Genomic DNA, 21,479 nt, shown 5'->3' on the forward strand with positions numbered 1-21,479 from the left:
ATGTTTTACAATGCTAAAATGTTTTACATAAAACTTAACTTTCTTTTAATCAGTTAATTACTATATATTTTCATACAATGACTAATGATCAAAAAGATCCTTTGTTTGTTTTGGTAAAGTCGCTTTCTAAGTCAGAAAAAAGACAATTTAAAGTGTATGTAGGTCGATTAGGAGTCAATACAGATTCAAAATTTTTGGCTTTGTTTAATCACTTAGACAAAAATGATATATTGGATGAAGATCTAATTATTAGAAAAGGTATTGTTAAAAAACAACAGCTTTCAAATCTAAAAGCTCATCTATATAAGCAAATATTAATTAGTCTAAGATTAAGCCCTTTACACCAAAATATACGATCTCAAATACGTGAACAATTGGATTTTGCATCAATTTTGTATCATAAAGGCTTGTATAAGCAAAGTTTAAAAATTCTTGACAAAGCAAAAGCATTAGCAAAAGAAAATGAGGAACATAATATAGCTTATGAAATTGTAGAGTTAGAAAAGATAATAGAGACACAATACATTACACGTAGTATTAATAGTAGGGCAGATGAGTTAACTGTAGAGGCCAAGATGTTAAGCATGAAAAATGTATTAACGAGTAAGTTATCTAATTTGTCTCTTCAGCTGTATGGATTAATGCTAAAAAGTGGTTATGTAAGAAATGATAAAGAACATAATATAATTACAAATTATTTTCATGGTAAACTCCCGGCATATGATTGGAATATGCTAGGGTTTCGAGAAAAACTGTGGTTGTATAAAGCACATTTATGGTATAGTTTTATCATTCAAGATTTTTTATCATGCTATAAGTACTCAAAAAAATGGGTTGATTTATTTTATGAACACCCCAAAATGATAGGTCTTAATCCTGTTTTTTTCTTACGAGGGAACCATTATTTATTAGAATCACTTTTTTTAATAAAAGACAAAACCCAGTTACAGGATACTTTAGATAGGTTAGAAAAAACTATTGGAGAAGAGACTTTTCCTATGGATGATAATATTGAAGTGCTTTCTTTTCAATTTATCTATAATAATAAATTGAATATTCATTTCCTGGAAGGTACTTTTGAAGAAGGAGAATATTTGGTTGATGAAATTCTTAGCGGGGTAACTAATTTTAAAAATCGTATAGATGATCATCATATTATGGTATTATACTATAAAATTGGTTGTTTGTATTTTGGGATGGCAAATCACAAAAAATGTATTGAGTATCTGGCAAAAATTATTAATAACAAGGCTTTAAAAATGCGAGAAGATTTAATGTGTTTTTCTAGGGTATTGAGTTTGGTTGCGCATTATGAAGCAGGTATGGATTATCATCTCGAGAGTCAATTAAAGGAAACTTATAGATTTTTAATAAAGATGGATGATTTGCATGAAGTACAAAAAGAAATGATTAAATTTTTGAGAAACCTTGGAGATATTTTTCCTCATCAAATCAAGGAAGAATTTAGAAAGCTTCATAGCACATTAAAAAAATACGAAGACCACCCCTATGAAAAAAGAGCCTTTTTATATTTAGATATTTTGTCATGGCTAGAAAGCAATATTGAAGGAAGACCGGTAGCAGATATCATTAAAGAAAAGGCTAAGACGCTTGTTCGTTAAGAGAATATGTTAATTTTTAAGAATAAAATAGGGTGTTTTGCTCTTAATTTGTTGTTTAATGAGGATATTGTACTCATGTTATTATAAAACCACAATCCTACATTAATACTGCAAATTAGAAATAGATATATGATAAAAAAATTACTGTTGTTTATTTTAGTAATCTTCACTTGTACTATTCAAGGTCAGATACGCGTAGATGATAGTTCTTTTACAATAGAACAATTGGTTGAAGATGTATTGATAGATAGTCCTTGTGCTATAGTAGAAAATATATCATCTTTTACGGGTACTAGTTCTGGATTTAATGGTATAGGTTATTTCGAGTCTAATGGCTCTGGTTTTGAAATTGATAAAGGAATCATTTTAAGTACAGGAAATGCTAGGAGTGCCGTTGGTCCAAATGGAACGGTAGCTTTGTCCGAAGGTAATGCTACTGCGTGGGGTGGAGATAACGATTTAGGAGTCATTACGAGTACACCCAATTTGTTTAATGCAACTTATCTTCAGTTTGATTTTGTTCCTACAATAGATTTTATCAGTTTTGATTTCTTATTTGCTTCAGAGGAGTATTTTGGAGGATTTCCATGCACTTTTTCTGATGTTTTTGCCTTTATCCTTACAGATTCTTCGGGTAGTTCAAGAAACCTAGCAGTAGTACCTGGTACGAATACAGCTATAAAAGTAACAACCGTAAATGAAGGAGTCGACTTAAATAATGACGGGGATTACGAAGATGTTATCGATGGACTTTCGGAATGTCCGCCTCAAAACGAAAATTTTTATAATAGAACAATTCCCCCAGGTGGTGCCGCGCCAATTGATTTTAATGGTTATACTGAAGTATTTACAGCATCTGGAGATGTTATTATTGGTGAGCGATATACTATTAAATTAGTTATAGCAGAAAATAGAGATGGGGCATTCGATTCGGCAGTGTTTTTGTCTGCAGGAAGTTTTAAGATTGGTGGAGATTTGGGAGATGATAGAACATTAGCTTCTGGAAACCCGGGGTGCATAGGTACTCCTATCATTTTGGATGCTTCTGCAGGAAGTAGTGTTACCTATACATGGACTAGAAATGGGTTACCTTTGGTTGCAGGGGATGGAACGACCTTATTGGCAGGAGGTGCTCAATTAGAAGTTACATTAGAAGGGGCGTATAGCGTAGAAGTAGAAATCGCTAGTGGTTGTACCTCTACGGATTCGATAAATATAGAATTTGTAGCACCACCAATGGTTGCAAGTGTGGTTTCTTTACTACAGTGTGATGATGATACCGATGGATTTTCATTATTTAATTTATCTGAAGCTAATTCATTAATATCACCTAATGCAGCTAATGAAACGTTCACTTATTATCTAACCGAGGGGCAAGCTATTATAGGAAATACAGCAGATCAAATCACTAACTTTACAACGTATACTAATCCAATAGTACAAAATAGTACGGTTTATGCACGAGTAACATCTCCTATTACAAATTGTTTTTCGATATCTAGAATAGATCTAGAAGTTTCAACAACTCAGATACCAGCAAGTTTTAATCTTACATATGTAATTTGTGAGGCTAATGATAGTGATCCTACAGATGGAATAGCAACATTTAACTTTAGCAACGCCACAAATCAAATTCTCCAATTATTTCCGGGAGGTCAAAATTTAACCATCCAGTATTACGAAAATGAACAAGACGCACTGTCCGAGGAAAATGAGATAATAAATGTTTCAAATTACAGAAATGATTCATCACCATTTATATCAAATCTTTATGTTCGAGTAGAGAACAACGTAGCCAACTCGTGTTTGGGGCTTGGAGAGCATATTACTCTAATAGCTAACCCTCTTGATCCAATTGAATTTGAAGATGAATATACATCGTGTCTAGAAGGTAATGGAACACAAATAAACTTATTACCAACAGATCGTATTGAAACCGGGCTAAACCCTCTAGATTATACTTTTGAATGGTTTACTGGTACTACACCAGTTAGCGGAAATGAGATCCCAGGAGAAACTGGAGACTCTTTTTTACCAAGTGACGAGGGAATATATAGTGTACTAGCAACAAGTATTATTAGTGGATGTACTTTATCCAAAAGTACAACAGTCATAAACTCTTATCCGCCAGAAGATATTACTGCAGAAGTGTTATCAGGAGCGTTTTCTAATAATGCCACGATTGAAGTTACGGTAGTGGGTAACGGAGAATATGAATTTAGATTAGATAATAGAAGTTGGCAAGAATCTAATATTTTTACTCGTGTTCCAAGAGGAGAACACATAGTATACGTTCGAGATCTTCGAATGTGTGGAGAACTAGAGTTTAATGTTGGAATAATAGTAGATTATCCAAGATATTTTACTCCAAACGGGGATGGCTTTCATGATTCCTGGGGAATAGTAGGAAATACTAATGTAATTATATCTCAAATCTTAATTTTTGATAGATACGGGAAGCTTTTAAAAGATTTGGGCGCTAGAGGTAATTGGGATGGAACCTACAATGGTAATCTATTACCGGCCAGTGATTATTGGTTTAAAGTCCTATATATCGAAGAAGGTGTATCTAAAGTGTTTAATTCTAATTTTTCTTTAATTCGATAACGTTTGTCCAAAAATAATCAACACCTAAGAAATATACTCGAGCTTAATCTGGCGATGCTTTTAATTAGTACTTCAGGAGCTTTAGGAAGGTATATCGATATGCCGGTTCCTGTAATAATTGGTTTTAGAGCTATTCTAGCAGGGATTTTACTTTTTATGTATTGTAAATGGAGAGGGATGTCGTTTAAAGTTAGTAATAAGGATCGCCTTGTAATTATATTAAGCGGAGTGTTAATGGGTTTACATTGGGTTACCTATTTCTACGCATTAAAATTGTCCAATGTGGCTATCGGTATGTTATCTATATTCACGTATCCAGTTATTACAGCATTATTAGAACCAATCATATTAAAAACAAAATTCCAAAAGATTCATATCCTTTTGACGCTTTTAGTTTTAGTCGGCATATATTTTTTGGTTCCCGATTTAGATTTTAGCAATTCTTATACCAAAGCGGTGGTTCTTGGTGTCATTTCGGCATTGTGTTACTCGTTACGCAACCTTATTATGAAAACTAAAGTAAGAAACTATAATGGCTCAATATTAATGTGGTATCAGTTGGTGGTGGTTAGCGTTATTTTACTACCCTTTATGTTAGTAATGGATAGTTCGGGTATCGAACAACAATGGTTACCAACGCTTACATTAGCTTTATTAACCACGGCCATAGGTCATACTTTGTTTTTACAAAGTTTTAAACGTTTTTCCATAACCACAGCGAGTATTATAAGTAGTGTTCAACCAGTTTATGGTATTATTATTGGAATACTTTTTTTACATGAGATTCCAGTTCTCTCTACGGTTATTGGTGGAGCTTTAATATTGACATCGGTTGTAGTTGAAAGTATAAGAACCTATAAGTAGAAGTACGATTTTGAAACAAATAATATTCTAAAATAAAATAGGGTTTATTATTTTTAATTGAATAATTAATTATAATGTACTATCCCAAATTGGGTCAGATGGAGGAGGAGCAATAATCGTTAATTCTTCTTTTTTAACAGGATGCATAAATGTAAGTTTTCTGGCATGAAGATGTATGCTTCCATTTGGATTACTTCGTTTAGAGCCATATTTTAAATCTCCTTTTATAACACATCCAATAGCGGAAAGTTGGGCTCTTATTTGATGATGTCTACCCGTATGAAGGTCAATTTCTAACGCATAATAATTATCTAGTTTTTTGATGATTTTATAATCTAAAATGGCTTTTTTGCTATCTGTAATTTCGTTTTTATTGGCGTATGATTTATTTTGTTTTGGATTTCTTTTTAACCAATGAATAAGAGTGTCGTTATCTTTAGGAGGTTTGTCTTTTACCACCGCCCAATATGTTTTCTGAGCTTCTTTATTTGCAAAAATTTTATTAAGCCTTGGTAATGCTTTACTTGTTCGTGCAAATACAATAATGCCACTTGTTGGGCGATCCAACCGATGGACCACACCCAAATATACCGCACCAGGTTTATTGTATTTTTTGGCAATATATTCCTTTACCACATCACTCAATGGTTTGTCACCAGTCTTATCTCCTTGAACGATGTCTCCAGGACGTTTATTGATAATAATAACATGGTTATCTTCATAAAGAACCTGAAGATTGGATTGGGTAGAGATGATTTTAGACATCTAATCTATATAAGGATTAGTTTTTTAATACTGTTCATTTTCGTTAGGAAAATCTACAGCCTTTACATCGATTACATACTTTTTGAAAGCATTAGTCATTTCAGTATATAAATCTAAATAACGTCTCAGAAAACGAGGATTGAATTCATGAGTCATCCCGAGCATATCGTGAGTCACTAATACTTGTCCATCTACACCATTCCCTGCTCCGATTCCTATAATTGGAATCGTTAAACTCTCTGCAACTTCTTTGGCAAGTTGTGCAGGTACTTTCTCAAGAACTACTGCAAAACACCCAATTTTTTCAAGCATAAGAGCATCTTCCTTTAGTTTTCTAGCCTCTTCTTCTTCTTTGGCACGAACCGTATAGGTTCCGAATTTGTATATAGATTGTGGAGTTAGACCAAGATGACCCATTACAGGAATCCCTGCATTTAAAGTCCTTTTAATAGATTCTTTAACTTCTTTTCCACCCTCCATCTTTACAGCATGAGCTCCAGACTCTTTCATAATTCTTATGGCAGAACGTAATGCTTCTTTTGGGTCACTTTGATAGCTTCCAAAAGGTAAATCTACCACAATAAGGGCTCGATCAATAGCTCTAATTACAGATGATGCATGATAAATCATTTGATCCAAAGTAATAGGTAAAGTAGTTTCATGACCGGCCATTACATTAGAGGCAGAGTCACCTACCAAAATAACATCTACACCAGCGCCATCAACAATTTTGGCCATAGTATAATCATAAGCGGTTAACATGGATATTTTTTCTCCATTTGCTTTCATCTCTACTAGAGATTTTACTGTTACGCGTTTGTAATCTTTCTTTGCTGTAGACATTATGTACGAAATTTTAGAGCTGTAAAAGTAATCATTTACCTATATGAGAACAAGTGTATTTTCTTTTATACTGTTTAAATAAAATGAAGTGATAAAAGAAAGCGATTAAAATCATACATTTATACAAATCAAAAAAACGATATTATGTATAAATCACTCACCTCTGTTTTGTTATTTTTTGCTTTCATAAGTAATGGACATGCTCAAAAAGATGTTTCTAAAAATGATAATACTCGTTATCAAAAAGAAGTAAAAGCCACTATATTAGAATTCTTCGAAGGATTTCATTCTGGAGATACAGCAAAAATGAAAAAGACAATCGATCCTAATATAGCAATTCAAACAATTGCTAAGAATAAAGAAGGAGAATTAAAGACTGTTAAAGTGGCTGTAGAAAAATTATTGAGCGCAATTCAAAATAGACCTGCAGATCAAAAATGGGATGAGCGATTACTACTTTTTAAAATTGATGCAGATGCAAACATTGCAAATGCTTGGACACCTTATGAGTTTTACCTTAATGACAGCTTTAGCCATTGTGGAGTTAATGTTTTTCAATTATTTAACGATGGAAAATCCTGGAAAATAATTGCTCTAGCCGATACTAGGAAAAAAGAAGGGTGTAAATAGTACATACAAAAGGGCGTACATCTACCAAAATATCTAAGAATAGGTTAAATAGGTTAAATAGGTTCTAGCAATCGCTTAAACTTACTTTGATGGCCAAACCTCCTTCGCTGGTTTCTTTGTATTTGGTGTTCATATCCTGGGCAGTTTCCCACATGGTTTCTATAACCTTATCTAGCGGTACTTTTGCGTTGGCAGCATCAGTATCCAGAGCCATCTCACATGCGTTAATGGCTTTTATGGCTCCCATTGCGTTTCTTTCTATACAAGGAACTTGTACGAGTCCTCCAATAGGGTCGCAGGTTAAACCGAGATGATGTTCCATTGCAATTTCACTGGCCATTAGTACTTGTTCGGGAGTTCCTCCCATTAACTCTGTAAGAGCACCTGCTGCCATAGCAGAAGATACGCCAATTTCTGCTTGACATCCTCCCATTGCAGCAGAGATAGTCGCTCCTTTTTTAAATAGACTACCAATTTCTCCGGCAACTAGCATAAATTGTTTAACATCATCAAAATTGGCATCATGGTTTTCTATAACCATATAATACATCATAACGGCAGGAATAACTCCAGCACTACCGTTGGTTGGCGCTGTTACGACTCTTCCCAGGGATGCATTTACTTCATTTACGGCTAACGCAAAACAAGATACCCATTTTAATATCTGTCGAAATTTAACTTCCGTATTACGAATAGCTTCAATCCATTCTTCGGGAGAATTATAGCGTGTGTCGCCAATCAATTTTTTGTGAGTATCAAAAGCTCTTCGTCTCACATTTAATCCACCAGGAAGTGTGCCTTCTGTATGACAACCTGTATACATAGACTCTAGCATTACTTTCCATATTTGAGCAATTCTTTCATCTATTTCTTGATCACTATGTAGGGATCTTTCATTTTCAAGAACAATATCAGATACTTTTTTAGTATCGTTAATGCAGTAAGCTAACAAATCTGTGGCTTTTTGAATAGGAAGAGGAAAACATTCAAAAGCTTCTAATTTTTTTTCTTTTCTCTTTCTTTCTTCTTTTACAACAAATCCTCCGCCAATAGAATAAAAAGAAGAAGAAACTTTTTGGTTGTCTTTTAGTGTGGCATGAAATGTCATCCCGTTAGGATGAAAATCTTTAAATTCTCTATTAAAAATGATTTGTGTTGCTGGATCAAATGAAACAGAAAATTCATTATTGAATTTAAGTTGTTTTGAAAAGGTGATATATTCAACAATGGATGAAATAGAAGAGACATCTATAGTTTGGGGGTCATAACCGCATAAACCTAAAATTACTGCAATATCCGTCGCATGCCCTTTTCCGGTTAATGATAATGAACCAAAAAGATCGACGGTAATCGATGTGACAGATTCAAAATTATTATTTTTCTTTAATTCGGCGATCCATCTTCTTCCGGCACGCCAAGGACCTAGTGTATGGGAACTTGAAGGACCAACACCTATCTTCAGCATGTCAAAAATACTGATACATTCCATAATTCGTAATTATTGAAACAATTTAGAGGGTAAATATAGTTTTTTGGTAATAAATACAGATGTTTTTTAAAGAATAGTTGATCTAATTTTTCTTTACGAAATAGACGCCTGTTTCTAAATATGTTAGAATAGGATAGTGACATCCTGTCATACAGATGGCAATGGCATAATCATTGACCTAACAGGATTAAATTATTATGAACAATAGTATAACAATATAAGTATAAAATGAGTAAAATAATAGGAATAGACTTAGGGACAACCAACTCTTGTGTTTCTGTAATGGAAGGTAATGAGCCTGTAGTAATCCCTAATGCTGAAGGTAAAAGAACAACCCCATCTGTAATTGCTTTTGTAGAAGGAGGAGAAATTAAAGTAGGAGATCCTGCAAAACGTCAGGCTGTTACTAACCCAACTAAGACTATATCTTCTATAAAGAGATTTATGGGAAATAAGTTCTCTGAATCTGCAAAAGAGGCGAAAAGAGCTGCTTATAAAGTAGTAAAAGGAGATAATGATACGCCACGAGTAGATATCGATGGTCGTTTGTATACACCTCAAGAATTGTCTGCTATGACACTTCAAAAAATGAAGAAAACGGCAGAGGATTATTTAGGGCAAGACGTTTCTAGAGCTGTAATTACGGTACCTGCATATTTTAATGATGCACAACGTCAGGCCACTAAAGAAGCTGGTGAAATAGCGGGACTTACAGTAGAAAGAATCATTAATGAGCCTACTGCAGCAGCGTTAGCTTATGGGTTAGATAAAAAAGGAACAGATCAAAAGATCGTTGTATTTGATTTTGGTGGAGGTACGCATGATGTATCTATCTTAGAATTAGGAGATGGTGTATTTGAAGTACTATCTACAGATGGAGATACTCACTTAGGTGGTGATGATGTAGATCAAAAGATTATCGATTGGTTAGCAGAAGAATTTAAGGCAGATGAGAATATGGACCTTCGTGAAGATCCAATGGCTTTACAACGTCTTAAAGAAGCTGCAGAAAAAGCTAAGATAGAATTATCTTCTTCTTCACAAACAGAAATCAATTTACCTTATGTTACGGCTACTGCTAGTGGCCCTAAGCACTTGGTAAGAACATTAAGCAAATCTAAATTTGATCAATTAATTGACGATTTAGTAAAACGTACTGTAGAACCATGTCGTACAGCACTTAAAGCTGCGGGATTATCTACTAGTGATATTGATGAAATTATATTAGTAGGTGGATCTACTCGTATCCCTGCAGTGCAGGAAGCAGTAGAGAAGTTCTTTGGCAAAGCACCAAGTAAAGGAGTAAACCCTGATGAGGTTGTAGCTGTTGGAGCTGCTATTCAGGGTGGAGTATTAACTGGAGATGTGAAGGATGTATTATTATTAGATGTAACTCCTCTTTCTCTAGGTATTGAAACAATGGGTAATGTAATGACGAAGCTTATTGATGCCAATACTACGATTCCTACTAAGAAATCTCAGGTGTTTTCAACAGCGGCAGATAATCAACCTTCTGTAGAGATTCATGTATTGCAAGGAGAACGTCCTATGGCAGCAGATAATAAAACAATTGGTCGTTTTCACTTAGATGGTATTCCACCAGCACAAAGAGGAACTCCACAAATTGAAGTTACTTTTGATATCGATGCCAATGGTATTATAAAAGTATCTGCTACTGATAAAGCAACAAATAAATCTCAGGATATTCGTATCGAAGCTTCTTCTGGATTAACAGAAGAAGAAATTGAGAAAATGAAGCAAGAAGCTGAAGCAAATGCTGAAGCAGATAAAGCAGCAAAAGAAACTGCGGATAAGCTTAATGAAGCAGATGGAATGATTTTTCAGACAGAAAAGCAATTAACAGAGTTTGGTGATAAATTATCTGATGATAAGAAAAAACCAATCGAAGATGCTTTAGAAGAATTAAAGAAAGCTTACGAATCTAAAGATTTGGCAATAATTACACCAGCTCTTGATAAGATAAATGAAGCTTGGAAAGTTGCAAGTGAAGAGATGTACAAAGCTCAAGCCGAGGCTCAACAAAATGGACAACCGGGTCCTGATGCTGAAGCTGACCAATCAGGAGGAAATTCTGAAGGTAGCGATAGCGATGTAGAAGATGTTGACTTTGAAGAAGTGAAGTAATTATAGGTATGTAAATTACCAAGTTTAAATGGGATTTGATTTCTAATAAACTTTTATAAAAAATGAAACTCGTGAAATAATTATTTCGCGAGTTTTTTATTTACGATATGTTCGTGGTAAGTTTAAATCTTATAGGCCTATACATTTATTTTGGCTCCCATCCTGGAGGTTTAACAAATACTAAGATTTTATTTTTAAATCCACTAGTCTTTTTGATTTTATCATATAATCGAGTCAAACCATGAAAAAACACTTTTATAGGGTTATTCGAGTGCAAAGGTTCAGAAATACCATATTTCACTTTCTCTACTTCAGGTTCAAAAGTACCTAGTAACCTGTCCCAAATTATAAAAATCCCTGCATAATTTTTATCCCAATATTGTTTATTTGATCCATGATGTACCCGGTGATGTGATGGCGTATTAAAAATATACTCAACCGGTTTTGTGAGTTTACCAATAATTTCTGTGTGTAATAGTGTTTGGAATACTTGTACAAAAATTTCGGATAATAGAACTAAAATAGGATCATAGCCCAATAAGACAATTGGTAGCGAAAAAATTATAGGCAAAATAGCATCCAAAGGTCCAAAACGATAAGCTACAGACATATTAAAATGTGGCGAGCTGTGATGCACTGTATGTGTTGCCCACCCAATACCTATACGATGCATCATACGATGCTCCCAATAGTAAGCTAAATCGGCTAATAAAACACAGGTGATTATGGTAATCCAATTTAGTTCTAGATGTGGTAAACTAAGATTATTATACACCCAAAAATATACTTTGGTTATAGCCAGTAAACCTAATATTATTTCGATGACAAAGAAGGCGCCAAAAGTAATGATATTGGCTATAGAGTCTAGGATTAAATTTTTTGTAAGACGTTTTAGGTAAGCATAGCGAATCAACTCCAATACAAAAAATGGAAGAATGATATATACCAAACTTAGATCATTTAGGATATAGAACCAATATTCTACTTCAAACCAGTTCAGTTTTTTTGATAAGAACTCAATCATAAATTATAATTTTTTCCAGGTTTCAACATCGCTATATCCATAGTAGTCATAACTTAACTTAAAGGTGTTCTCATTAATCATATCAATATTACATTTCACATCATATTGTTTTCCTTCGTAATCTATGAGATACTTACCTGCCCCTTTATACCCATCGAATTTTTCAATTATTAACACTTTGGATTTTTTGGCTTGTTCGATGTCTCCACTTTCATTTTCATATTGATAAGTATATGCATTAAAAATGCCTTTTTCTTTTTTCAAATTATAGATAACGACTCCTTTAAAATCTTTAGAAGTGTATGCTACCTCCCATTTACCTATAATGTAATCAGTTGAGTAGTTGATAGACTCTTTATTTTCTATTTCTGAAGTAGTTGAGGTTTTAGAATTTTCTGTTTCAGAAACTGGAGTGTTATTTGTATCTTCTTTCCTATTTGATTTTGGACTTTCAGAATTTATTGAGGCGTAACTTACTAAGTGTGCAGAACCAGCAATAAGGATAAGAATAGCTAGACTTCTAAATAACAATGTAGATGATTTCATATTTTATTTTTTACAAAATTAACTAACCCAGAAATTCAACTCTTTGATCTAAGTCAAAAAATATATTATATGTGTTTTTTTAATTGCTACGGATTCTACTTAAGGTCTCCTGACTAATACCGATCATTGAAGCAATATGACCGAGATTTGCTCTTTGAGTAATATCAGGAAAAACAGAAACAAGAAGTTCATATTTTTCTTTGGATGACATAAAATAATATCCTTTATAAAAATCATCAATGAGTGCTATTACTTCTTCGAGGATCAATCTACCAAAACGTTCTAGTATTGGATATTTTGTATAAAGCTCTTGCCATTGGGTATATGTCAAAGAACAAACGATCGAATCTTCGGTTGCCTGAATATACTCTGATGATGGTTTACATGACAGATAACTATGCCATGATGTTACCATAGAATTATCTGGATAAATCCAATATGTGATATCCTTTCCTTTTTGATAGAAATACGTTCTTAAGGTTCCTTTTTCAATAAAATATATTCTTTTACAAATCTTCCCTTCTTCTAAAAGGATATCCCCTTTTGAAATATTTTCAATCAAAATTAGGTCAGAAATTTCTTTTTTTATTTCATCAGAGATTGAAACGTATTGCTGTATGTAAGATATAAATGTAATCACATAGTTAAATTAACAAAAACATATCAGAAAGAATATAAAATACGCTTTAAAACAAATATTTTTTGCTTTATAATTTTTTATAGAATTCTTTTTAGAGCTTCTTTTTCGGATAGAGGTTTAAGAGATGCTTTGGCAACATAAAATTGAACAATTTCAGGTTTCACTTTTGAATACTCACGTAATGCCCATCCAATAGCTTTTTTAATAAAAAACTCATTAGATAATTTATGTTGATTGCAAAGTGCAAATAATAATTTAGAATCGGTTTTTTCTTTATAACCTAGTTGAAATAAAATGGCACTTCGGTTTAACCACATATGTTCTGAAGAAGAAAAACTGGGTATAACCTTTTGAATTTGACTAGGAAATTGAAGTAAATAATTACCCAAAATGTGTTTGGCAATAAAATCTACAGAGTCCCACCAAGAATTGGTAGTGATTAATTTTTCTATAAACTTGATATCATCAACTTCGTATTTCTTTTTAAAAAAACGATCTGTCAGTTCTATAGCGCAATAATGTAACTCTCGTTGTGGTTTGTTATATAAGGCATTTGCGATATTAATAACATGATCTCTTGATAATTCAGATTTGAATTTATTAATAGTTTGTTTTAAAAGTGATTTTCTTACAGGTGCTTTTATACCATACATTGAAAAAAGATTTTTCAAGTACTTTTCCATTGCAACTGCATTTTCGGCATCTGATTGCTCTTCAAATTTTGAAATCAAAGTTGGTATAAAATCCATTTTTTAGTATTTAAAAGCCAACAGCTGTATCGTCACCGCGCTTATCAGCACCACCTTCTAAAGTTCCGTCTGGAAGCATAAGAATACCATCAACCTTTCCTATTATTTTAGAAGTCTCCTCATCTATACTATATCCCTTTTGTTCTAAATCATTTAATAAGTTCTTATCAAACGATTCAGGTTCAAAAACGACCACATCGGGTAACCATTGGTGATGAAAACGAGGAGCATTTACCGCTTCTTGCATAGTCATATCAAATTCTTTTACATTAAGAATGGCTTGTAAAACAGAAGTGATAATAGTAGAACCACCTGGTGTACCAACCGACATCCAAAATTCTCCATTCTTTTCTACAATAGTAGGAGTCATAGAGCTTAACATTCTTTTTTCTGGAGCAATAGCATTAGCTTCGGCACCAATTAACCCAAACATGTTTGGAACACCCGGCTTAGCACTAAAATCATCCATTTCGTTGTTTAGAAAAAAACCAAGTTCGTTCACATATAATTTTGATCCATACGCTCCATTAAGTGTAGTTGTTACCGAAATAGCATTTCCAAATTGATCAACAATAGAATAGTGGGTCGTTTCTTCACTTTCGTAACCCGGAATGTTTCCACAATTCATTTCTGAAGAGAGAGTAGCTTTGTCAAAACTAAAATCCTCCATTCTATATTCTAAATACGGGTCACTAATTAAGGTGTCTATAGGTATTCTTACAAAATCAGGGTCCCCTAAATAAAAACTTCGATCTGCATAGGCTCTTCGTTCGGCCTCTGCAATAACCTGAATGGTTTTAAGTTGATTGTGACCATACGACGCTAGGTCATAGGGTTCTATCATATTCATGATTTGTGCCAAACAAACACCCCCACTTGATGGAGGTGACATAGAAATTACACTTAAGTCTTTATATTCAAATCGAACAGGTTGCCTCCATTTTGCTTCATATTTATTTAGATCTTCCATGGTAATAATTCCTCCATTAGATTGAATAAAATCAACCAGTTTTTGACCTGTTTCTCCATTATAGAATTCATCCTTACCATGCTCTATAATTCTTTGGAGGGTTTGAGCTAGTTTTTGATTTTTTAGAGTATCGTTAGCCTTATATCCTTTAAGAATTGGGATAGTATCCGCATTCACTTTAAAAAAGAGATCTTTATACTTGACAAATCGTTTTTCCTGTTTTTTGGTCACTACAAACCCTTTTTTTGCCAAAGAAACCACAGGAGTTAAAATGTCTTCTATAGGTAATGTGCCAAATTTTTGATGTACGGCAAAAATACCTGCAATTGTACCAGGAACACCTACTGCCAAACTTCCTAACTGACTTTTTTCTGCGATTGGGTCTCCGTTTTCATCCAAATACATATCTTTTGATGCAGCCAAAGGAGCTTTTTCACGATAATCTAGTGCACCAGTTTCTCCATCAGCTTTACGATAGACCATAAAACCACCCCCGCCCAAATTACCGGCATATGGATAAGCAACTGCTAGGGCCATTTCTGTAGCTACCATAGCGTCAAATGCATTACCTCCTTTTTGCATTATTTCTTTTCCTATTCTAGAAGCTTCCTCTCTAGCAGATACTACCATCGCCTTTTTAGCAATGACACCTTTAATAGGTTCTTTTTTGAGTTCTTGTTTGGTACTGGTTTTACATGAAAAACTTAAAACAAATAATAGGAGATATAATATAGGCCTCATAATGTTTTTATCTCATTTTTGGTGTATAATTCAAGTTCTTCAAAGAAAGAACGAAACTCGTTATCAAATTCTGAATAATATTGCTCTAGCTCAATCACAGCAAGATTCATTTTAGATCTGTTTTTGGTTCTTCTATTCATACCCGAAAGTACATTGCCAATTCCTGGAATAGTCGCATAGCTTAATAACCAGTTATCTTCTATCATATATGGCATGAAATCTTGAATTTTTTTCGGTACTACCTCATAGTATTCATGAAGAAGGTTATAAAATTCCTGGATATATTCATCGAGAGGAATATTGGAGTAATCTGCCCAATTTGCTGCCAGAAAGTGATCATATAGAATATCTACAATAACCGAACTATAATGCCCATATTTGGGAAATAATCTAGACGCGCTTTTTTTTACAATAGGGTGAGAATCGGTATAAGAATCGATTTTACGATGTAGCGTTATTCCTTGACTTATACGAGTTGGATAATCTAAATATTTTTTTCCTTTTACAGAATCGGCTATAAAATTGCCTATTTTAAGTTCAGGATCTTGACCTGATAAGTAGATATGAGCTAAAAAATTCATTAGCGAAATTTACAATTTTTTAGATTGCCAAAATTGTTTTTTTGTAAACTTTAATAGTAAAGTTGGAGTAATGTGGGATACCTTGTACATTTGCGATCAAATCAAAGAACCAATATTAAATATGACATTAATAAAATCAATTTCGGGAATACGAGGTACTATAGGAGGTGAAGTGGGAAATAACCTTACACCTGTAGACGCAGTAAAATTTGCTTCTGCTTATGGTAGTTGGCTTAAAAAAGAGTCAAATAAAGAACATCCTATAGTTGTTGTAGGGCGGGATGCTCGAATTTCGGGATCAATGATACAGCAATTGGTAATGAATAGCCTAGTAGGTTTAGGAATACATGTAATTGATTTAGGACTTTCAACAACACCAACGGTAGAAGTTGCTGTGCCAATTGAGAATGCCGATGGTGGGATTATATTAACCGCTAGTCATAATCCAAAACAATGGAATGCTTTAAAACTTCTTAATGATAAAGGAGAATTTTTAAATGCAGAAAACGGAAAGAAAATTCTGGATATCGCAGAGAATGATGAGTATATCTTTGCAGAAGTTGATGATTTAGGAAGTATTACTGTTAACGATACTTATATTGATAAGCACATTGATGAAGTACTAAATTTATCTCTTGTTGATGTATCGATAGTGAAAGATGCCAATTTTAAGGTTGTTGTTGATGCTGTAAACTCTACCGGAGGGATTGCAATACCAAAGCTGCTTAATAAAATGGGAGTAGAAGTAGTAGAATTGTACTGCGAACCTAATGGACACTTCCCGCACAACCCAGAACCTCTAAAGGAACACTTAACGGATTTATCAGAATTAGTAGTTAAAGAAAAAGCAGACTTTGGTCTTACTGTAGACCCTGATGTAGATCGTTTGGCATTTATGAGTGAAAATGGAGAAATGTTTGGCGAAGAATATACTTTGGTAGCATGTGCAGACTTTGTTCTAGGTAAAACACCAGGAAATACGGTTTCGAATTTATCATCTAGTAGAGCTTTAAGAGATGTTACTCAAAAACACAACGGAACGTATGAAGCTAGTGCAGTGGGTGAAGTAAATGTAGTAACAACAATGAAAGCCAACAATGCAATCATTGGTGGCGAAGGTAATGGAGGGATTATTTACCCAGAACTACATTATGGGCGAGATTCTTTGGTAGGAGTAGCACTTTTTCTAACACATTTGGCAGAAAAAAAATGTAGTGTTAGCGAGTTAAGAAATAGCTACCCATCTTATTTTATGAGTAAAAACAAAATTCAATTAACACCTAACCTAGATGTTGATGCGATTTTAAGCGGTTTTCATAAAAAACACGCTTCAGAAGAAGTCTCTACAGTCGATGGGGTAAAAGTTGATTTTGCCGATTGTTGGGTTCATTTACGTAAAAGTAATACCGAACCAATAATACGAATATATACCGAAGCTTTAAGTCAAGAAAAAGCAGATCAATTAGCTGAAGATACTATTGCAACTCTAAAAGAAATAGCAGGAATATAATAAGATAAAACAAAAGCGCCTACGTGATTTTTCATGTAGGTGCTAATCTACAATAGCACCCTCGGGTTTTGGAGTGTCTTTATGTTTCCATCGTTTATGCGTCCAGAGATAATATTGAGGTTTTTCACGAATTTGCTTTTCTAGTAATTGCAGATATGTTTTGATAACATAATACTTTTCTTCTTCCTTACTATTTTCTGTAATCGGAATAAATTTCACTTCGTAATGTCCTCTTTTTACTTTTTCTACGTGTAGGTATAAAACAATTACATCAAGACGTTGTGCTAAAAATTCTCCACCCATAAAAATAGGTACTTTAACTCCTAAAAAATCTGTCCAATACTTTGCATTATTAATTTTTGGAGATTGGTCAGAAATCATACCATAAGCACAAACTGTATTTTCTTGTTTGTCCTTAATAATTTGCCTTGCTACCTTGTGACTTGCAATAAGTCTTGAATTAAAACGCCCGCGAATTCTATGCGCCAAATTATCAAAATATTTGTTTTTGATTTGTTTATATATTCCAACACAAGGGTTTATTGATACTAAATCGACGGCATTAGACCATTCAAAACTTCCGTAGTGACCCATTAAGGTAATTATACTCTTATTCTTTTTTTCATATTCATGAAATTCTTCGAGATTTACAACCTTGTATCGTTTTATTAATTCTTCTCTAGAAATAGAAAGAGACTTTGTCATTTCTAAAAACATATCACACATATGTTTGTAAAAAGCTTTTCTAATAGTTTTAATTTCCTTTTTGGATTTTTCTGGGAAAACTAAAATTAGATTTTCTGTGACTGTTTTACGTCTATACCTAATTATGTAGTAGATTAATACATAACAACAAGTTGAAAAAGCATAAAATAATCGCCAAGGTAATTTAGAAATGCCTAGTATTATAGGATATACCAGGCTATAAATCAATAATTGCATGAATGGATAGTTAGAAGTAGGTAAAGGTAAGCTTATTTGGCAGTATTAATTCATTATAATCAATTAATCTATAGTAGCACCCTCAGGTTTTTCTGCATTTCGATGTTTCCAACGTTTGTGAGACCACAGGTAGTACTGAGGATTATCCTTAATTTGTTTTTCAAGAATCCTCAAATACGCTTTTACAAGTGAGTAATCTTCACTGTTTTTAGAATCCTCAGTAATAGTAACGAATTCTGCCTCGTAGTATCCTCTTTTTATTTTTTCTACTTTTAGATAATACGCATTTAGGTCGAGACGTTTTGCGAGTACTTCGCCGCCCATAAAAGTAGGTACTTTTACACCCATAAAATCTGTCCAATACATGGCATTATGCATTTTTGGAGATTGATCGGAAGCCAATCCGTACATATATAATCCATCTGTATTTTGATCTTCTGTAATTACTTTCATCGCATTTTTTGTAGTTACCACTCTAGAGCCAAATCGTGCTCTTATGTCATGAACTAATCGATCAAAATATTTATTGCCGATCTGTTTATATATACCCACCGCCTGAAAAGCTGTTTGTATATCAACAACATTAGACCATTCATAGCTTGCATAATGCGCCATAAAAACAATAATGTTTTGTTTTTTTACTTCTAATTGATGCAATTTCTCAATATTAGTGATTTTAAATCGTTTCATCATTTCTTCATTAGAAATAGAGATAGATTTAATCATTTCGAGAAACATATCACACATGTGTTGATAAAACCCTTTTCTTATCGCATTAATTTCTTTTTTCGATTTTTCGGGAAAAACAAGTTCCATATTTTCGGTCACTGTTTTTCTGCGATAACGAATTATATAGTATACAAAGAAAAAAATTGTTGTTGAGAAGGCATAGAATAATCGCCAAGGTAATTTTGAAATAACCCAAAGCATTGGATATACCAGCCAGTAAATAATAAATTGCATAAAATGGGTAGAGTTTGTCGCGAAAATAAGATATTTCGTTAAAACGAACTTGTGTTATATTAAAGAAATCTAAAAAAGGCCGATTAACGAATTCGTTTAGAAGTGAAAAATTAAATCTTATTTAATCAACAATAGCTCCTTTTGGAATAGTAGCATTTCTATGTTTCCAACGCTTATGAGTCCATAGATAATATTCTGGTTTTGCATAGATTTGTTCTTCTAGCATCCCTAGGTATGTTTTTGTAATATAATGATCGTCGCAGTGTTTTGCATTATCCGTGATCGGAATAAACCTGGCTTGGTAGTACCCTCTTTTTACTTTATCTACCTTAAGAAACATTACTGGCAGATCCATTCTTTTGGCTAAAACTTCACCACCTAATATTACAGGAACCTTAATACCCATAAAATCGGTCCAGTATGCCGCATTTTTTAACCTTGGAGATTGATCAGATAATAATCCATAAGCACAAATTTTATGGTGTACTTTGTCTCTTGTAATTTCTTTAATCACATTATGACTATGAATTAAACGAGTATTAAATTTTTTTCTGATACGTCGTACTAACCGATCAAAATGTTTGTTTTTAATTTTTTTGTATACCGCTACTATAGGGAAGTCCATTATAAATTGAGCGGCAATGGCCCATTCGTAACTGGCATAATGACCCATTAAAACAATAATGCTTTTGTTTTTAGCTTGTATCTCTTTAAAAACATCTATATCTACGACTTCAAACCTTTTGGTCATCTCCTCTTTGGTAATAGACAAGCTTTTTACCATTTCGAGAAAAATATCACACATATGTTTATAAAACTGTCGTCGTATTTTAAAAATTTCTTTCTTCGTTTTTTCCGGAAAAACAAGAGAGAGATTTTCAGTTACTATCTTTTTTCTGTATTGTATAATGTAATAAGTAAATAGATAAACCCCACTAGAAAATATATAAAATATACGCCAGGGTAGAATAGAGATAAACCACAATATCGGGTAAACTAGACGATATGCTAACAACTGCATTGCAACCAAATTAAAGCATACAAAGATAAAATTATTAGAGCTTTTATTTCATAAATTTTTCCTAATTACAACAAGACAATAACCAAGTGTTTTATGCCATAAAATATGGTATATTTGGATCAAAAATAAAGCTTAATGCAGTCACTTGATATTGTACTAATTGTAATTATAGGAATTAATGTATTGATGTCGTTAAAAGGTTTTAATGACTTTTCTTTTTTTGAACGATACAAATTTAATATAGGCGGAATCAAACGTGGTGAACAAGTTCGCATGATCACTTCGGGTTTTCTTCATGTGGATACGATGCACCTGTTTTTTAACATGTTTACATTGTATTTTTTTGCTCCTGTAGTGTTGGAGTTTTTAGGAAATATTAAGTTTTTGGTAGTGTACTTTGGAAGCCTTTTATTTGGAAACTTATTTTCATTGTTTTTTCATAAGGATGAATATCATTATAGTGCAGTAGGAGCTAGTGGTGCGGTTTCTGGGATCATTTATGCAGGTATATTGTTTAGACCAGATATGAGTTTGTATTTGATGTTTATACCTATTCCTATTCCTGCTTATATTTTTGGGATAGGATACCTTTTATATTCTATTTTTGGAATGAAAAATAAAATAGGAAACATTGGTCATGATGCTCACTTTGGGGGAGCAGTTGGAGGATATCTAATTACATTACTGATGGCGCCATGGTTATTTCAAGAAAACTTGTTTATGATAGGTTTGTTAGCAGTCCCAATTATCATATTATTTATTTTACAACGCTTAGGGAAATTGTAAAACTAATAACGACCCCGAAGGGTCGTTATTGATACTTTTTT

At 33.3% G+C, this 21,479-nt stretch carries 19 protein-coding genes; 7 read left to right on the forward strand and 12 right to left on the reverse strand.

Features of this window, described 5'->3' with window-relative positions:
- Positions 1-77: 77 nt before the first annotated feature.
- The 3 genes from DK508_RS00170 to DK508_RS00180 all read left to right on the forward strand — a co-directional run bounded on the left by DK508_RS00170 (position 78) and on the right by DK508_RS00180 (position 5,093).
- Positions 78-1,622, forward strand: a complete 1,545-nt coding sequence (locus DK508_RS00170) for a hypothetical protein (RefSeq protein ID WP_109298717.1) — start codon at positions 78-80, stop codon at positions 1,620-1,622.
- A 129-nt stretch (positions 1,623-1,751) separates the two neighbouring features.
- Positions 1,752-4,229 (forward strand): T9SS type B sorting domain-containing protein, encoded by a 2,478-nt coding sequence (locus DK508_RS00175; RefSeq protein WP_109298718.1) that lies wholly within the window; start codon positions 1,752-1,754, stop codon positions 4,227-4,229.
- Positions 4,230-4,232: 3 nt separating this feature from the next.
- Entirely contained in the window at positions 4,233-5,093 is an 861-nt protein-coding gene (locus DK508_RS00180) for a DMT family transporter (RefSeq protein WP_235016233.1), read from the forward strand.
- A 69-nt stretch (positions 5,094-5,162) separates the two neighbouring features.
- Here the strand turns inward: DK508_RS00180 and DK508_RS00185 are convergent, their stop codons facing one another.
- Positions 5,163-5,858: an RluA family pseudouridine synthase gene (locus DK508_RS00185; protein ID WP_109298719.1), complete on the reverse strand. Its 696-nt coding sequence runs from the start codon at positions 5,856-5,858 to the stop codon at positions 5,163-5,165.
- Positions 5,859-5,882: 24 nt separating this feature from the next.
- Positions 5,883-6,701: a 3-methyl-2-oxobutanoate hydroxymethyltransferase gene (panB, locus tag DK508_RS00190; protein WP_109298720.1), complete on the reverse strand. Its 819-nt coding sequence runs from the start codon at positions 6,699-6,701 to the stop codon at positions 5,883-5,885.
- 144 nt (positions 6,702-6,845) lie between these two features.
- Between panB and DK508_RS00195 the strand changes: the two genes are divergently transcribed.
- Positions 6,846-7,331, forward strand: a complete 486-nt coding sequence (locus tag DK508_RS00195; protein ID WP_109298721.1) for a nuclear transport factor 2 family protein — start codon at positions 6,846-6,848, stop codon at positions 7,329-7,331.
- 64 nt (positions 7,332-7,395) lie between these two features.
- Here the strand turns inward: DK508_RS00195 and DK508_RS00200 are convergent, their stop codons facing one another.
- Entirely contained in the window at positions 7,396-8,820 is a 1,425-nt protein-coding gene (locus DK508_RS00200) for an L-serine ammonia-lyase (protein WP_109298722.1), read from the reverse strand.
- 228 nt (positions 8,821-9,048) lie between these two features.
- Between DK508_RS00200 and dnaK the strand changes: the two genes are divergently transcribed.
- The gene (gene dnaK / locus DK508_RS00205; RefSeq protein ID WP_109298723.1) at positions 9,049-10,965 is read left to right on the forward strand and encodes a molecular chaperone DnaK; all 1,917 of its coding nucleotides are present in this window, start codon (positions 9,049-9,051) and stop codon (positions 10,963-10,965) included.
- A 145-nt stretch (positions 10,966-11,110) separates the two neighbouring features.
- Here dnaK and DK508_RS00210 read toward each other — a convergent pair whose 3' ends face one another.
- From DK508_RS00210 to DK508_RS00235, 6 genes are all read right to left on the reverse strand, one after another.
- Positions 11,111-11,989 carry a sterol desaturase family protein gene (locus DK508_RS00210; RefSeq protein ID WP_109298724.1) on the reverse strand — a complete coding sequence of 293 codons (879 nt, stop codon included), beginning with the start codon at positions 11,987-11,989 and terminating at the stop codon, positions 11,111-11,113.
- A 3-nt stretch (positions 11,990-11,992) separates the two neighbouring features.
- Entirely contained in the window at positions 11,993-12,535 is a 543-nt protein-coding gene (locus tag DK508_RS00215; RefSeq protein WP_109298725.1) for a hypothetical protein, read from the reverse strand.
- Between the two features lie 79 nt (positions 12,536-12,614).
- Positions 12,615-13,175 (reverse strand): Crp/Fnr family transcriptional regulator, encoded by a 561-nt coding sequence (locus DK508_RS00220; protein WP_109298726.1) that lies wholly within the window; start codon positions 13,173-13,175, stop codon positions 12,615-12,617.
- 77 nt (positions 13,176-13,252) lie between these two features.
- Positions 13,253-13,924, reverse strand: coding sequence for a DNA alkylation repair protein (locus tag DK508_RS00225; protein WP_109298727.1), 672 nt, complete (start codon positions 13,922-13,924; stop codon positions 13,253-13,255).
- A gap of 10 nt (positions 13,925-13,934) precedes the next feature.
- Entirely contained in the window at positions 13,935-15,635 is a 1,701-nt protein-coding gene (gene ggt / locus DK508_RS00230; protein ID WP_200831828.1) for a gamma-glutamyltransferase, read from the reverse strand.
- Positions 15,632-16,216 (reverse strand): ACP phosphodiesterase, encoded by a 585-nt coding sequence (locus DK508_RS00235; RefSeq protein WP_109298729.1) that lies wholly within the window; start codon positions 16,214-16,216, stop codon positions 15,632-15,634. Before DK508_RS00235 ends, ggt begins: the two co-directional genes overlap by 4 nt.
- Before the next feature lie 121 nt (positions 16,217-16,337).
- On the opposite strand from DK508_RS00235, the gene glmM reads away from it, so the two are divergent.
- Positions 16,338-17,726: a phosphoglucosamine mutase gene (gene glmM / locus DK508_RS00240; protein WP_109298746.1), complete on the forward strand. Its 1,389-nt coding sequence runs from the start codon at positions 16,338-16,340 to the stop codon at positions 17,724-17,726.
- Positions 17,727-17,768: 42 nt separating this feature from the next.
- On the opposite strand, the gene DK508_RS00245 is transcribed toward glmM, so the two are convergent.
- The 3 genes from DK508_RS00245 to DK508_RS00255 form a co-directional block, all read right to left on the reverse strand.
- Complete coding sequence (locus DK508_RS00245) at positions 17,769-18,668, reverse strand: lysophospholipid acyltransferase family protein (RefSeq protein ID WP_109298730.1); 900 nt, start codon at positions 18,666-18,668, stop codon at positions 17,769-17,771.
- Between the two features lie 63 nt (positions 18,669-18,731).
- Positions 18,732-19,658, reverse strand: a complete 927-nt coding sequence (locus DK508_RS00250) for a lysophospholipid acyltransferase family protein (protein WP_255411274.1) — start codon at positions 19,656-19,658, stop codon at positions 18,732-18,734.
- A gap of 94 nt (positions 19,659-19,752) precedes the next feature.
- Complete coding sequence (locus tag DK508_RS00255) at positions 19,753-20,652, reverse strand: lysophospholipid acyltransferase family protein (RefSeq protein WP_109298732.1); 900 nt, start codon at positions 20,650-20,652, stop codon at positions 19,753-19,755.
- Positions 20,653-20,787: 135 nt separating this feature from the next.
- Here DK508_RS00255 and DK508_RS00260 point away from each other — a divergent pair, with 135 nt between their 5' ends.
- A complete protein-coding gene (locus DK508_RS00260) occupies positions 20,788-21,438 on the forward strand; it encodes a rhomboid family intramembrane serine protease (protein ID WP_109298733.1) in 651 nt (216 codons plus the stop codon).
- Positions 21,439-21,479 lie beyond the last annotated feature (41 nt).

Origin of the sequence: Aquimarina sp. AU474 (genome assembly GCF_900312815.1) — a bacterium.
Lineage (GTDB): Bacteria > Bacteroidota > Bacteroidia > Flavobacteriales > Flavobacteriaceae > Aquimarina.